The organism is Microcystis sp. LE19-195.1E (assembly GCF_027532095.1).
Lineage (GTDB): Bacteria > Cyanobacteriota > Cyanobacteriia > Cyanobacteriales > Microcystaceae > Microcystis > Microcystis aeruginosa.
In genome coordinates this window covers 1-13,526 of record NZ_JAPZSZ010000018.1, presented here as the reverse complement: position 1 = coordinate 13,526, position 13,526 = coordinate 1, and the positions used below count along the sequence as shown (strand labels likewise).

The 13,526-nt window shown below is 45.1% G+C and carries 13 protein-coding genes and 1 pseudogene; 4 read left to right on the top strand and 10 right to left on the bottom strand.

The genetic code is table 11. From position 1 onward, the window contains the following. Positions 1-75 precede the first annotated feature (75 nt). The 3 genes from O9300_RS01420 to O9300_RS01410 all read right to left on the bottom strand — a co-directional run bounded on the left by O9300_RS01420 (position 76) and on the right by O9300_RS01410 (position 3,191). On the bottom strand, positions 76-648 hold the full coding sequence (locus tag O9300_RS01420; RefSeq protein ID WP_287731762.1) for a Uma2 family endonuclease: 573 nt from the start codon (positions 646-648) through the stop codon (positions 76-78). A 20-nt stretch (positions 649-668) separates the two neighbouring features. Next, entirely contained in the window at positions 669-1,835 is a 1,167-nt protein-coding gene (locus O9300_RS01415; RefSeq protein ID WP_287969612.1) for a DNA-methyltransferase, read from the bottom strand. Positions 1,836-1,919: 84 nt separating this feature from the next. Next, the gene (locus tag O9300_RS01410) at positions 1,920-3,191 is read right to left on the bottom strand and encodes a dihydroorotase (protein ID WP_287969610.1); all 1,272 of its coding nucleotides are present in this window, start codon (positions 3,189-3,191) and stop codon (positions 1,920-1,922) included. Between the two features lie 189 nt (positions 3,192-3,380). On the opposite strand from O9300_RS01410, the gene O9300_RS01405 reads away from it, so the two are divergent. From O9300_RS01405 to O9300_RS01395, 3 genes are all read left to right on the top strand, one after another. Next, positions 3,381-4,649, top strand: a complete 1,269-nt coding sequence (locus tag O9300_RS01405; RefSeq protein WP_287969608.1) for a DNA methyltransferase — start codon at positions 3,381-3,383, stop codon at positions 4,647-4,649. 46 nt (positions 4,650-4,695) lie between these two features. Further along, the gene (locus O9300_RS01400) at positions 4,696-4,860 is read left to right on the top strand and encodes a hypothetical protein (RefSeq protein ID WP_287969606.1); all 165 of its coding nucleotides are present in this window, start codon (positions 4,696-4,698) and stop codon (positions 4,858-4,860) included. A gap of 165 nt (positions 4,861-5,025) precedes the next feature. Further along, positions 5,026-5,844: an Rpn family recombination-promoting nuclease/putative transposase gene (locus tag O9300_RS01395; RefSeq protein ID WP_287969605.1), complete on the top strand. Its 819-nt coding sequence runs from the start codon at positions 5,026-5,028 to the stop codon at positions 5,842-5,844. 64 nt (positions 5,845-5,908) lie between these two features. On the opposite strand, the pseudogene O9300_RS01390 reads toward O9300_RS01395, so the two are convergent. From O9300_RS01390 to O9300_RS01375, 4 genes and pseudogenes are all read right to left on the bottom strand, one after another. Then, positions 5,909-6,968: pseudogene (locus O9300_RS01390) on the bottom strand (6-bladed beta-propeller). Between the two features lie 214 nt (positions 6,969-7,182). Next, positions 7,183-8,379 (bottom strand): LL-diaminopimelate aminotransferase, encoded by a 1,197-nt coding sequence (locus O9300_RS01385; RefSeq protein WP_287969601.1) that lies wholly within the window; start codon positions 8,377-8,379, stop codon positions 7,183-7,185. Positions 8,380-8,395: 16 nt separating this feature from the next. Continuing rightward, positions 8,396-8,758: a thioredoxin family protein gene (locus O9300_RS01380; RefSeq protein WP_287969598.1), complete on the bottom strand. Its 363-nt coding sequence runs from the start codon at positions 8,756-8,758 to the stop codon at positions 8,396-8,398. A gap of 45 nt (positions 8,759-8,803) precedes the next feature. Next, a complete protein-coding gene (locus O9300_RS01375; RefSeq protein WP_190720051.1) occupies positions 8,804-9,682 on the bottom strand; it encodes an ABC transporter permease in 879 nt (292 codons plus the stop codon). Between the two features lie 17 nt (positions 9,683-9,699). On the opposite strand from O9300_RS01375, the gene cobT reads away from it, so the two are divergent. Then, a complete protein-coding gene (cobT, locus tag O9300_RS01370) occupies positions 9,700-10,779 on the top strand; it encodes a nicotinate mononucleotide-dependent phosphoribosyltransferase CobT (protein ID WP_287969597.1) in 1,080 nt (359 codons plus the stop codon). Positions 10,780-11,025: 246 nt separating this feature from the next. Here cobT and O9300_RS01365 read toward each other — a convergent pair whose 3' ends face one another. From O9300_RS01365 to efp, 3 genes are all read right to left on the bottom strand, one after another. Then, positions 11,026-12,012, bottom strand: a complete 987-nt coding sequence (locus O9300_RS01365; protein ID WP_287969596.1) for a zinc-dependent alcohol dehydrogenase family protein — start codon at positions 12,010-12,012, stop codon at positions 11,026-11,028. 5 nt (positions 12,013-12,017) lie between these two features. Next, positions 12,018-12,512, bottom strand: coding sequence for an acetyl-CoA carboxylase biotin carboxyl carrier protein (gene accB, locus O9300_RS01360; RefSeq protein WP_287969594.1), 495 nt, complete (start codon positions 12,510-12,512; stop codon positions 12,018-12,020). 166 nt (positions 12,513-12,678) lie between these two features. Next, the gene (efp, locus tag O9300_RS01355) at positions 12,679-13,236 is read right to left on the bottom strand and encodes an elongation factor P (protein WP_002780130.1); all 558 of its coding nucleotides are present in this window, start codon (positions 13,234-13,236) and stop codon (positions 12,679-12,681) included. Between the last annotated feature and the right edge of the window lie 290 nt (positions 13,237-13,526).

Sequence of the window (13,526 nt, the reverse complement as noted above, 5' to 3'; positions counted from 1 at the left end):
TTGTTGGGGGGTTAGGCAATAGGGGAAATTTATCCTAATACCTGACCCCATTTTACTATTTTTACGGTCAAAATTCTAGCTAAGAATTTCTAGGTTTTGATAAAGAATTTCTATCGGACAAGAAAAGTTAATACAGTTAATAGTGATTAAATCTCCCGCTTGATAAATATGGGGAATCCAGAGGTTATTAGATTGACGTTGATATTGTTCGATTAGGACTTGTTTTTGTTCGATAAGTAGATATTCCTCTAATTCAGGGATAGTTTGATAATCGGCAAATTTATCGCCTCTATCAAAGGCTGCCGTGGAGTCGGATAAAACTTCGATAATCACTCGCGGATGCAGGATAAAATCTTCCTGGGAAACTCGATCTCGTTGGTCACAAGTAATGGCAAAATCGGGATAATAGAAGATATTTAAGCTAGGGAGACGCACTTTCATATCGGTAGCGTAGGCAAGACAACCACTACCCCGTAAATGATTAATTAATTGGGCTGAAAGATTACCTGTGATGATAACATGGGCTTTACTGGCCCCCGCCATCGCCAAGATTTGCCCTTGCATATATTCATGTTTAATGGGACTAATTTTCTCTATTTCCAGATAGTCTTTTGGAGTAAAATAAGCGTGACTTTTACCGGCTGTCATGGTGTTTACCTCGCTCATTGTTAGTTTTCTAACGGACAATTAAGCCAAATAACTGAGTCTAAATCAGTCTGATTGCCTTCAGTAATTAGCTTTCGTATCAGTTCAATATAATTAAAATTACTCTCGAATAAAACAAAACGTCTATCTAAAGAAGCGGCCGCTAGTCCCACGGTTCCTGAACCAGCAAAGGGATCTAAAACCACATCACCTTTAAAAGAGTAATAGGTAATCACTTTTTCTGCCAATTCTACGGGAAAAGCGGCGGGATGTTTTGAGTTAGTGACTGGGTTAATTTTCCAGACATTAGTGCGTTCATAACCATCGGCAATTTTTGAGGCTTTTACTACTTCTTGATCGGGATGATTACGAATATGCCAATCGATGAGTAAATCCGTGTGTTTACGATACACTAAAACGTATTCAGTCACCGGCACAGTTTTGTATTGGAGAGGATTGCGATCGGCAGCAAATCTGCGGCCTCTACCAGTTGCCCACCCTGCTCCCTCTGGTTTTAGCCAAATAATATCATCAATAAAATCGTAACCTTCCTCAACAAAAATTCGATGCAAATCAAAGGGGACAGCAATACGTTTAGAAGCTTGATTACGGGAAGCACGACGCAACAGCACGGGAGAAATATTAATGACAAAAAAACGTCCTTCACTCAAAACTCGATGGCATTTTCTGATTACCTGTCGCAGCTTCAATAGATAGGTTTCGTATTCTTCAAATTCCGAATATTCTGGACGAGCATTAAAATAGGGTGGTGAGGTAAAGATTAAATCAACACTTTCTGCTGGCATTTCCTCCAAAAGTTCACTACAATCACCAAATCCGATCGTATTTCTCAGAGAAGAAAGCTTGTATTCTTTTTTGGGTTTCTTGCGGGTTTCTAATTTAGATTCATCCTGTTTTAACAGACGAGCGATAATAATTTCAGCCCGGGTTGTTTTATCTAACAAAATCTCGGTAGTGTAGGCATCGATCACCACTTCCCCAACGGTTTTTTTCTGTTCATTACATAAAGGAATTCGCCAAATATGATATCTGTCATCCACTTCTGGTAAACCTAATTTAATCGCATTAACTAAATTTATTTCTCGCAACCAATTAAGGACAATTTCTTTAGCTTCTGCCACCGTGCGAAGTAGATAACCGCGCTTTTCCGATACCAGTTCTTTTTCCATGATATTACTCTAGTTTTCTCTAGAATTCTAGCTGATCATTATCCAAAAAACTAGGAGAGTCTCAAGATAGAAATTGGCCACCCTTTAAAAATTCCACATTTCTAAGACTTTTCCCGTAATTGTTTGATTTAACCAGAAAGTATTATGACTGAGGGAGTGAAGATTATTTGCCGTTACTTTCCAGCTTGCTTGGGGATGAAAAAGAATTGCTTCTGCGGGATTACCGGGGTTGAGAGATGCCGGTTTTTGTTGTAAACAATGACAGGGATTGAGACTAAGCGCTTGCCACAATTGTAAAGCTGATAATTGCCCGGTTATTACTAATTTTTCCCAGAGTAGCGGTAAAGCTAATTCTAACCCGATCGCGCCGGGGGGTGCTTCTGCAAAAGAGACGGTTTTTTCTTCGTAGGTATAGGGACGATGATCGATCGCGATTGCATCGATAATTCCCTCCTTAATTGCCGCAATTAACGCCTTGCGATCGCTTTCGTTGCCCAAGGGTGGAGCGAGGTGTAAACTGGGATGATAGCTGGCGATCGATCCTGTATTTAAGAGCAGATGCAACCACGTCACACTAGCGGTTATCGGCAATCCCCGCATTTTTGCCTCGCGAATTAATTCCACTCCTCGACGGGTAGAAATTCGCATTAGGTGAACAGGTGTATTAATTTCGCCGACGATTTCTAAAATTGTGGCTAAAGCAGTGGTTTCGGAAATAGCAGGATCCCCCGGTAAACCGAAGCGAATCGAGGTTTCTCCCTCACGCATGACTCCATTACCCTTTAATTGCTGATTTACGGGGGAAAGGGCGATATTTTTACCGAAGGGTTTTAGGTATTCCAATAAGTGCCGCAACAGTCCCAAATCTTCCAGTCCGCGATTATCGGTAAAACCCACCGCTACAGGCATTAAATCGGCTAATTCGGTCATTTTTTGCCCTTGTCTTCCTAGGGTGAGACTTGCCCAAAAATGCAGACGAGTCGATTTTGAGTCAAAAAACTCTTGACTTTTTTGCTGTAATGTGCTAATGATTGCGGGGTGATCGAGGGGGGGGAGAGTATTGGGGAGAATTGCCACCCGGGTGCAGCCTCCGGCCGTGGCAGCTTGGATCAGAGATGCGAGGGTTTCTCTGTCCTCGTGGCCGGGTTCCCCGGAATGACTGTAGAGATCGACTAATCCTGGAGCAAAAATACAGTTTTGACCAGAAATATAGTTACTATTTTCTCTTGGGGGAAGCTGAGATTCGATCGCTTTAATTACCCCCTCCTCAATCCAGACATCGGCAATGCGATCGGTTTGTGTCAGGGGGTCAAGGACTCTAACCTGTTCTATGATCGTCGAGGATTGGCTATTCACGCAGACTAATTAAAACGTCATTTTTTCCTCTGGCAGTATATCACGTTAAGTAAAAAGTAAAAAGTAAAAAGTAAAAAAGTTGAGTTCTCGGTTAGGTTAAGGGACGATAAGTTAGAATATTGATCGACTACGGTTTTAATCTTTATTTTAATTGGCTGGCCTACCCTAGGAAGAATTGATAGCCGAATCATGCAGTTAGAACTTTTCGATTCTAATAATTTAGAAGAATTTAATCGGGGAACCCCGCGATTAGTTTCTTTTCGAGATTTAGTACCAGAAATCACCAGCACCAGTTATCTAACCCATGGCATCTATTATTATCCTGCCAAATTTATTCCCCAAGTGGTGAGATTTTGCCTTGATAACTACACTAAAAAGGATGATTGGATTATCGATCCTTTTGCTGGTTCTGGTACGGTGGGTTTAGAGGCTAAACTTTGTCAAAGAAATGCGGTTTTAACTGACCTGAATTATCTTTTAAACCATATTATACCGATTAAGATCACAGAACACCAAGAACCATTGAGTTACTCAGAGTTAGATAAAAAAATCTTACAAGTTTTTGCCAGCAAGGATAAATTTATCCCTCAGTGGTCAAATTTAAACTATTGGTATCCAGAGGATATTTTAGCAGTTTTACAGAAACTTTGGGCAGGTCAAAAAAGTCTAGAACCTGATTTATATTCCCAGATCATTCAAGCGGTTTTAGTGAAAGTTAGTAAACAGTTTTCCTATGCAGAACATACCAAACCTAAATTATTTCAATCGAAATACAAAAAATCAGATATACAGGAACTATTACAAAGAGATTGGCAAGAGGAATTAAAACGAACGATTAAAGAGATGAGTTTTGAAACTTTAACCAGCGTTAATCAATACATTACCGTAACTTGGCATAATTGTAATCAGGTGCTTTTTTATGGAGGAGTAGATAGTGCCACTTTTGAGATCGAGCAAAATCTAGAGTTAGATTGTTTAATTAGTTCCCCCCCCTATCTGCAAGCACAAGAATATATCAGAACAGCAAAACTAGATTTATATTGGTTAGGATATACAGAAAAAGAAGTACAAAAAATCTCTAAGCTAGAAATTCCCTACCGACAGGCTACCAGATTAATCGAAACCGAAACATTAAATCAAGTGAGATCGACTTTAGAGAAAGAGAATTTACATAAAATACTCGATTCCTATTTTTGTCACACTATCAACGCTTTAGAAAATGCCACCAGAAAATTAAAACAAGCTGGGAAAGCTTGCATTTTTGTGGGTAATCCGAAAGTGGATGGGGTGGAAGTAGAAACTTGGCGAATATTAGGGGAATATTTTCAGGAAAATGGCTTTATTTTTGATACCGTCTTTGAGGATAGAATTAAAACCAGACAATTATTCAAATCTCGCAAGAATAAAAATCCTGATGGCATGAAATCTGAATATTTGCTCATCTTAGAAAAAAGGTAACTTTCTATTGCTTATGTAGCCCAAATATTCCCTATTTCATCAATATTTGACCTGTCTGGAATCCTTACCTAATTTTCAGGAAACTATTCAAGATGAACCCTATATATCTGGTCAATTATTGGCTGAAGTAAAGTTAATTATTAAGACAGATAATGCTACCGTTAATTATGTTTGTGAACTTAAAACAAGATTAAATCATGATCTATCTTAATCGGTGATATAATATTTCGTAAGCTTGGGTCAAAGATTACCATGAAATCAAAGACTTTTACTAATGATCGGGGGTTTATTTAGCTTAATTGTTTAGGAATTGATAGCAAGTAATCTTGAATTTATTGATGTGGATGGTAGTAATTACAAAGGCAGAACGCTCGCAATGTTTGATAATATTTGTAAATTTATTGCCGAAAACTTCTCCGATGATCTAGCCACTTGGTTATTGGGTTCTCCCCTCCCCTTAACCGTCCTCGACCCGACGGAATTACAATTAGACCCCATTCGTGCCGATTCTCTGATTTTTTTGCAGTCAGAGGAATTGATTCTCCATACCGAATTTCAAACCGACCCCGACTCCAAAATTCCCTTCCGAATGCTCGATTATCGCCTTCGCGTCTATCGTCGTCATCCCCAAAAACAAATGCGTCAAGTGGTAATTTATCTGCGACGTAGTGATTCCCCGCTAGTACAAGAAAATACTTTCCGTCTGGGGGAAACCTTTCATTCCTTCCAAGTCATCCGTCTTTGGGAAGAAAATACGCCACAATTTTTCCATCATCCCGGTTTATTACCCTTTGCCATCCTCAGCAATACCGATGATCCCGAACAGGTGTTAAGTCAGGTGTCCCGTTCTCTAGAAACTATCTCTCAAAAACAGGTGCAAAGCAATCTCGCCGCCGCTACCAGTATTCTCGCTGGGTTAGTATTAAATCGAGAGACGATTAAAAAAATCCTTCGGAGTGAGATTATGAGAGAATCCGTCATCTATCAAGATATTTTAGAGGAAGGCGAGGAAAAGGGACTACAAAAAGGACGACAAGAAGGCGAGGAAAAGGGACTACAAAAAGGCAAAGAAGAAAAAGCTCGACAAATTGCCCTAAAAATGCTATCTGCTGGCTTTTCTATCCCAGAAATCGCCCAATTTACCGATTTATCCCCCGACGCGATCGAGGAATTACAAAGACAGCAGCACAATTAAAGCTTTTAACCGCAAAGGGTGGGTAATTAGGGAAATTTCGGCTCATCTCCCCACCCCACACCGATTAACCCCGTTTAGCGAGGCGACGCACCACTAAACCGCCCCCTAGTATGCCTAATCCGATAATACTAGAAGGTTCAGGAGTTCCTACTGGCGGCTGACCCTGGCTGAATACCTGTACCCGACTGTTGCCCGTATCGGCTACATAGATATTACCACCGCTACCGACGGCGATACCGTAGGGTTCCAAGAACTGACCGTTCCCCGAACCTTGGCTACCCAAAGTGGACTGGAAGACACCACTGGGGTCGAATACCTGTACGCGACTGTTGTTCGTATCGGCTACATAGATATTACCACCGCTATCGACGGCGATACCGTAGGGTGAATAGAACTGATCGTTCCCCGAACCGAAGCTACCGAAAGCGAACTGGAAGACACCACTGGGGTTGAATACCTGTACGAGATCGTTGCTCGTATCGGCTACATAGATCTTACCACTGCTACCGACGGCGATACCTTGGGGTGAACTCAAATTACCGACCCCGAAAGTGGACTGGAAGACACCACTGGGGTCGAATACCTGTACGCGACCGTTGCTCGTATCGGCTACATAGATATTACCACTGCTATCGACGGCGATACCGTAGGGTGAAAAGAACTGACCGTTCCCCGTACCGAAGCTACCGAAAGCGAACTGGAAGACACCACTGGGGTTGAATACCTGTACGCGACCGTTGCCCGTATCGGCTACATAGATATTACCACTGCTATCGACGGCGATACCGGAGGGGTCCGAGAACTGACCGTTCCCCGAACCTTGGCTACCGAAAGTGGACTGGAAGACACCACTGGGGTTGAATACCTGTACGCGAGCGTTCAACGTATCGGCTACATAGATATTACCACCGCTACCGACGGCGATACCGTAGGCTAAAAAGAACTGACCGTTCCCCGTACCGAAGCTACCGAAAGCGAAGGAAAAACTGGCCGCAGTGGCACTGGTGGCGATACCAACACATCCGATCGCAGTGGCCGTGACTAGGGAAAAGGATTTGAGCAGAGCCTTTGATAAGCTATGCTTCTCCCCCCCCCCCGTGATTGATAAGTTGGGTTGATGACATAAAACTTCATAAAATTAAACTGATTGTAACCTACCCCCTTCCTCTAGCAATTGTCAAGGACTTTTTCCAAAGGTGTGCGATTTTTGGGGCAAAAATTCACTAATTACGCTTCTTTACGCCCTAAAGCTACTTTTAATTGTCAGTTTTGACCGTTGAAAGATAGTATTAAAGCCAGAAACCCAGGGTAAAATCAGGGTTTCACTTTAGGCCAAACTCAGGTTAAACATCGATTTGATCCCAAAAAAGCCGCAATTTTCTCCACGGCGGCCTCTAGAATATCGGGATCGTGAACTAAGGCAAAACGCACATAACCCTCGCCACCCTTACCAAAACCGGAACCAGGAGAGACCGCGACACCGGTTTGGGCCACCAATTGCCGACAAAAATCGACGGAATTACCCGGCCAACTGGGGGGAATTTTCGCCCAAACGTACATAGTAGCGGCCGGAGTGGCAACTGGCCAACCGATGCGATTTAGGGCATTAATAAACACATCCCGGCGTTTTTGGAAGATAGCGACGGTTTCCTTGACTGAATCTTGATTACCGGTTAAAGCAGCGATCGCCCCGTTGAGGATGCCCAAATACTGATTAAAATCAACCATGGCTTTAATCTGTCGCAAAGCCATAATTAACTGCGGGTTGCCAATGGCGAAACCGATGCGAAAACCGCCCATATTATAGGACTTGGAAAAGGTAAAAAACTCGATCGAATTAGTTTTAGCTCGATCGGCCTGTAAAATTGACGGGGGGGGCGATGTTCCCGCAAAAAAGATGTCTAGATAGGGAAAATCGTGGATTAAAACTAAATTATGCTGACGGCAAAAATCAACCGCTTTTTGGAAAAATGCCAAAGGTGCGATCGCTGTAGTGGGATTATGGGGATAACTCAAGACCATCAGCTTCGATTGTGCCAGCACTAGGTCAGGAATGTCCTCTAAAACCGGCAGAAAGTCATTTTTTGCCAAAATTGGCATTCCGTAGATTTGACCGCCGGCAAGGGCAACACCGCCCAAATGGGAGGGATAACCCGGATCGAGCAGCAGGGCAAAATCCCCGGGGTTGAGAAGGGCCAAAGGTAGATGGGCCGTGCCTTCCTGAGAACCAATTAGGGGTAAAACCTCCGTTTCCGGATCGACGGGGACACCAAAGCGATCGCTATACCAGTTAGCGGCAGTTATTCGGAAGTCTCCCGTACCATTATGGAGTAAATAGCCGTGGGTGTGAGGATCGTGGAGAGATCGCTCTATAGCATCGATAACATGGGGAGCAGCACCAAGATCGGAGGAACCGAGCGAAAGATCGATAATGGTATTACCCGCTTCTCTACTGGCAGCTTTTGCCCGATCCATATCGGCAAAAACGTTGGATTGGAGTGCCTGTAAGCGGTGTGCTAGGGTTAAGTTATTCATAACCACAGATACCTAATTAGCTGACATAGGTATCGATAAAAGATTGTAATTGTTGTTTGCCGATCGCCCCTTCATGAGTGGCAATAATTTCGTTATCTTTAAAGATGCGTAAAGCGGGAACACCTTTCACATCACATTTAGCCACCGAGTTGGGGTTAGGGTCTATTTCTAGTTTAACTACTTTTAGCCGTTCGCCGTAGGTTTTGGCCACCCAATCGATCGAGGGGGATACCAGACGGCACGGACCGCACCAACTCGCCCAAAAATAGACTAAAACGGGTTTTTCGACCTCAAAAACCTCTTTGTCAAACTTCTGATCGCTAATGACAGTTACGCTACTCACAGTATTTATTTCCTCACCATCGCTACTGATCATCATAGGGGTTCTGGGTAATTTTCGGCAATTATCCACTTCTACGCTTCCTTACACATTAGGATCAAAGACATCCCGTAAACCATCACCGATAAAATTAATACTTAACACCGTGATCACGATAGCTAGAGCGGGAAAAATGACCAAGTGGGGGGCAGTTGTCAAGTAATCTTTAGCTTTAAATAACATTTGTCCCCAAGTCGGCACATCGGGGGGGAAACCCAAACCCAAAAAACTCAGGGTTGACTCGGTAATAATCGCATTACCCACCGCTAAAGTAGCCGCCACGATAATCATTCCCAAAACATTAGGCAATAAATGCACCCAGATTAAACGGAAAGGAGTGGCCCCCAAAGCAATCGCAGCCGAGATAAATTCCATCTCCCGTAACTTTAAGAAATTTCCCCGCACCAATCGCGCCACCGACATCCAATTTAAACCCCCGATTACTAAAACCACGAGGATAAAAATGCCCGTTTCCGGTCCGGCGATTTTCTTGATACTATCGCGAAATAGATAGACAATCAGTAAAAGTAGGGGCAATTGGGGCAAAGATAGGAATAAATCCGTTAATCGCATCAACAAACCATCGATCGCGCCCCCGTAAAACCCAGAAATAGCTCCGATCGCTGTCCCTAGAATCATCGCCACCATCATAGCAGCAATGCCCACCGCTAGGGAAATTCGACCCCCCACCAAAATCCTCGCCAATTGATCCTGGCCCAGATCATTAGTCCCAAAAAGATGTTTTAAACTAGGGGGAGCAGTGGTTTGACTAAAATCAATGGTATCGATGGGGACCCGATAGAAAATCGGACCGAATAGGACAGCAAGAATAATTATCATTAATGCGATCGCTCCTATTACCGCCAGGGGATCTCGGTAAAAACGTCGCCAAGTATCGATAATTGCAGAAGACAGGGGAGACATAATCAAGAAAATCACAGATGATTAAAATTTACACGGAAATCGAACGGGGGCAAAATTGGTTACAGCGCCATCAAAAATGTTGTCCGATATTTGCCCTAGTTTTGGGGTTTACCGAGACGGGATTAATCCCCGGAATCTCCACCGCCGGTGCTACCCCGGAAGATAGAAAATATACAGCGATCGCCGATGCCGAATTTATCGTTAAAGGAGTTTCACCCCATCCCCGTTATCCCTTACCCCCCCTAACGGTGGGAGCCTCCCCCGCCTATATTACCCGCGCCGTGGTGGAAAAATTAGCCATTCCCGTCCTCGTTTTTAACGCCGGTTTACCCTTGCCCCCGGCCGTCGATTATATCGAACTGGGGGGACAACCGGCCCGTTGTCTCTCCACCGGCCGCGCCCTAGACCTGACCATAGTAAAACACCTGTTCGCCCAAGGATTAACTTGGGGAGAAAAATTAGCCCGCCAGTCTAGTTATCTAATTATCGGCGAGTGCGTGGTCGGCGGCACCACCACCGCCCTCGCCATCCTCACCGGATTGGGTTATCGAGCCAACGGCAAAGTTAACAGCAGCCATCCCCAGTGCAATCATGCTCAGAAACAGGCAATAGTTGAGCAGGGATTAGCCAGAAAAGAAATTTTTGATCCTTTTGAGGTAATCGCCGCCCTAGGCGATCCTCAGCAGATTTTCGTCGCTGGCATGGCCATCGCCGCCAGTGGGCAGGGTGGGGTACTCCTCGCCGGAGGAACCCAAATGTTAGCCGTTTCTGCCCTAATTCAAGCTCTAGTGGCTAAATATGCCTATCCGGTTAACTGGGAAAATATCATCGTCGGCACAACTCGCTGGGTAGCGGAAGATAAAACGGGGGATACGGTGGGATTAGCCCGCATGATCGGAAAATTGCCTTTATTAGCCACACAATTAGACTTTTCTGCCTCTAAATACCCGGGTTTGCAAGCTTATCAACAGGGTTTTGTCAAAGAGGGAGTGGGTGCGGGGGGATGTGCGATCGCCGCTTGTTTGTACCGGAATTGGACTAATCAAGATTTGGTCAAAGCGATCGAAAATTTAATCGGGTTTCAACTAAACTGTTGACTATCTAGGGTTTGCGGCAAAAAGTTTTTCCTGGGTGTAGGGTGTAGGGTTTTGCCGATTTTCAGGTGGTCAATTACCTAATTTTCAGGGAAAAAGTCCCTGAATTTTCCCCCTGATCACTCCCATGCCGGCCACTTTTGGATTTCAAAAAGGTCTAAAAGTCTTATCCAACAAGGTTTTTAGATTTATTCAGCCAACCCTAAATACGCGGGCAGCTTATGAGAGAAAATAGTGACAAGCAGATTTCTAGTCAATAATTAGGGCTATTTTCCCCGTCATCGAACCAGTTTCTAGCAATTGATGGGCGCTGATAGCTGCCGCTAAAGGGAAGGTTTGGGAGAGATGAATAGTTAACTTTTTCTCGTCAATTAAACGCGCCCCTTGTCTGAGAATTTCTGTTTGATATTTTTGCGCTTCTGGCAGTCCCATCAAAGCCGGGGTTAACATTAATTCTAAACTAATCCGCAAATTGCGATCGCGCGCTTCCTTCCAGCTGCCCGTAGGTTCCAAAATCGTCACCATATCGCCGTACACTCGCACCGCTCGGCAAGTTTGGCCAAAAGTTTCCCCTCCCACCGTATCAAAAGCGACATCTACCCCTTTCCCTGCGGTTTGTTGAAGTATCGCCGAGACAAAATCGGTTTGTTTGTATAAAATCGGGTAATCTGCCCCTAATTGCCGCACTAAACGCTCTTTATCGCTATTTCCCACCGTCGTATAAACTTTAGCCCCCTTCAGTTTCGCCAATTGAATCGCGACATGACCAACACCCCCGGCCCCGCCATGGATAAGTACGCTTTGTCCCGACTGGAGACGGGCGCGATCATAGAGTGCTTCCCAAGCGGTGATTAAAACTAAAGGTACAGCGGCCGCCTCGGCAAAAGAAAGAGATTTCGGCTTGTGGGCTAGATAATCCGCCTCGATCAGGGCATATTCAGCATAATTTCCCGTGCCAGCCTTGCCCAGTCCGCCGTTACAAAAATACACTTCATCCCCGGGGCGAAAATCCTGCACCGCCGCCCCAACGGCCTCGACAATTCCCGCCCCGTCACAGCCCAAAATGGCCGGCATTTGCTCGGGGTAAAAAGTGCCGCGTTTACGAATTTTTGTATCAATAGGGTTGACACCAGCGGCTTTTAATGCTACTAAAACCTGATGCGGTTGACTAATTTTCGGGGTGGGGACTTCCTGAAGCTGTAGGACATCCACGGCGGTCATGAGGATAGCTTTCATTCTGTCTATTCGGGATTAACCCACATTAATGTCTGACCGAATTCTACCGGTTCACCGTTAGCGACGGCGATTTCGACGATTTGCCCGGCCACCTCCGCTTCGATTTCATTCATCAACTTCATCGCTTCGATGATACAGACCGTTTGTCCGACACGGATCCGATCGTTTTTTTCCACGAAAGAGGGTTCATCGGGAGCAGCAGCGCGATAAAAAGTGCCGACCATGGGAGAGGTAATCGCCAGCCATTTTTTATCCATAGCGGCGGCTACGGGTTCGGGAGTGGGGGTTTCTGGGACCGGGGTGGGACCTGCGGCTACCACTGGAGCGGCGACGGTGTCCGTCACCACCGGCAAGGGAGCGGCGAGAGGCCCAAGGGCAGTATTAACGGTTCCTTTGCGGATATTTAGCTCCAAATCTGCACTTTTCAGGCTAAATTCACTGATATCCGTTGCTGCCAATGTTTTGATCAGTTCTCGAATTTCGTTGTAATCAATAGTCACCGCTCTGAAATCCCCTCGCAAATAAAAAGCAACAAATCCAAATTCACACCTACCAAACCGTCGATTTTTTGCATCTAGCGGCTAAGTTTTGGGAAACAGGCTCAGAAACACTGGCTTTAGTCCTAAACCCGTCCCTAAGCCCTCATTTCTGGGCTTCTGATCACAATTATTCCCGTCCCAGATAGGAACCATCCCGGGTATCCACTTTGATCCTTTCACCGATAGAAATAAACAGGGGAACCATCACCTGCGCTCCCGTTTCTACGATCGCCGGTTTGGTGCCACCGGTGGCCGTATCTCCCTTGACTCCCGGATCCGTATCGGTGATTTCCAAGATTACCGAGGTGGGCAATTCCACATCTAACACTTGCTCATTCCAAAAGAGAATATTGACTTCCATTCCTTCCTTCAGATACTTGGCTCGATCGCCCATTTGTACAGGGGTGAGAGTTGCTTCCTCAAAAGTCTCCATGTCCATGAAGACAAACTGATCGCCTTCTTTGTAGGTGTGCTGCATGGTACGCTTTTCGATCGTGGCTGAGGGTAAGGTTTCCCCCGCCCGGAACGTCCGTTCTACCACGTTGCCGGTCTGAACATTTTTTAACTTGGTTCGCACGAAGGCCGATCCCTTGCCCGGTTTGACGTGCAGGAATTCCACCACCCGCCAGACAGAGCCATCTATCTCGATGGTCGTACCGCTCCGAAAGTCGTTACTCGAAATCATGAAATGCTGTTTAGGCCAAGAAAGATCAACATTCCATTTTACATACTTCCTGTACCCAAAAAAACTTTTTTCCCGCCCCTACAGGTAAGGGGGAGGTGGGAGGTGGGGCAAGCAAGGGACAAAAGCTAATCACTTAAGTAGGGTTTGCTGAAAAAGCTTTTCGGTGGTGGCAGGGTGTGGGGTGTGGGGTGTGGGGTGTGGGGTTTTACCAGTTTTGAGGTGGTCAACTACCTAATTTTCAGGGAAAAAGTACCTGAATTTTCCCCCGATCCCCGCAATGGCTGGCACTT

What these genes read in the sequence shown, in the direction of transcription:
- O9300_RS01420 (WP_287731762.1), bottom strand. Translation starts at nt 648, where the DNA reads ATGACAGCCGGTAAAAGTCACGCTTATTTTACTCCAAAAGACTATCTG.
- O9300_RS01415 (WP_287969612.1), bottom strand. Translation starts at nt 1,835, where the DNA reads ATGGAAAAAGAACTGGTATCGGAAAAGCGCGGTTATCTACTTCGCACG.
- O9300_RS01405 (WP_287969608.1), top strand. Translation starts at nt 3,381, where the DNA reads ATGCAGTTAGAACTTTTCGATTCTAATAATTTAGAAGAATTTAATCGG.
- O9300_RS01395 (WP_287969605.1), top strand. Translation starts at nt 5,026, where the DNA reads ATGTTTGATAATATTTGTAAATTTATTGCCGAAAACTTCTCCGATGAT.
- O9300_RS01385 (WP_287969601.1), bottom strand. Translation starts at nt 8,379, where the DNA reads ATGAATAACTTAACCCTAGCACACCGCTTACAGGCACTCCAATCCAAC.
- O9300_RS01380 (WP_287969598.1), bottom strand. Translation starts at nt 8,758, where the DNA reads ATGATGATCAGTAGCGATGGTGAGGAAATAAATACTGTGAGTAGCGTA.
- O9300_RS01375 (WP_190720051.1), bottom strand. Translation starts at nt 9,682, where the DNA reads ATGTCTCCCCTGTCTTCTGCAATTATCGATACTTGGCGACGTTTTTAC.
- cobT (WP_287969597.1), top strand. Translation starts at nt 9,700, where the DNA reads ATGATTAAAATTTACACGGAAATCGAACGGGGGCAAAATTGGTTACAG.
- O9300_RS01365 (WP_287969596.1), bottom strand. Translation starts at nt 12,012, where the DNA reads ATGAAAGCTATCCTCATGACCGCCGTGGATGTCCTACAGCTTCAGGAA.
- efp (WP_002780130.1), bottom strand. Translation starts at nt 13,236, where the DNA reads ATGATTTCGAGTAACGACTTTCGGAGCGGTACGACCATCGAGATAGAT.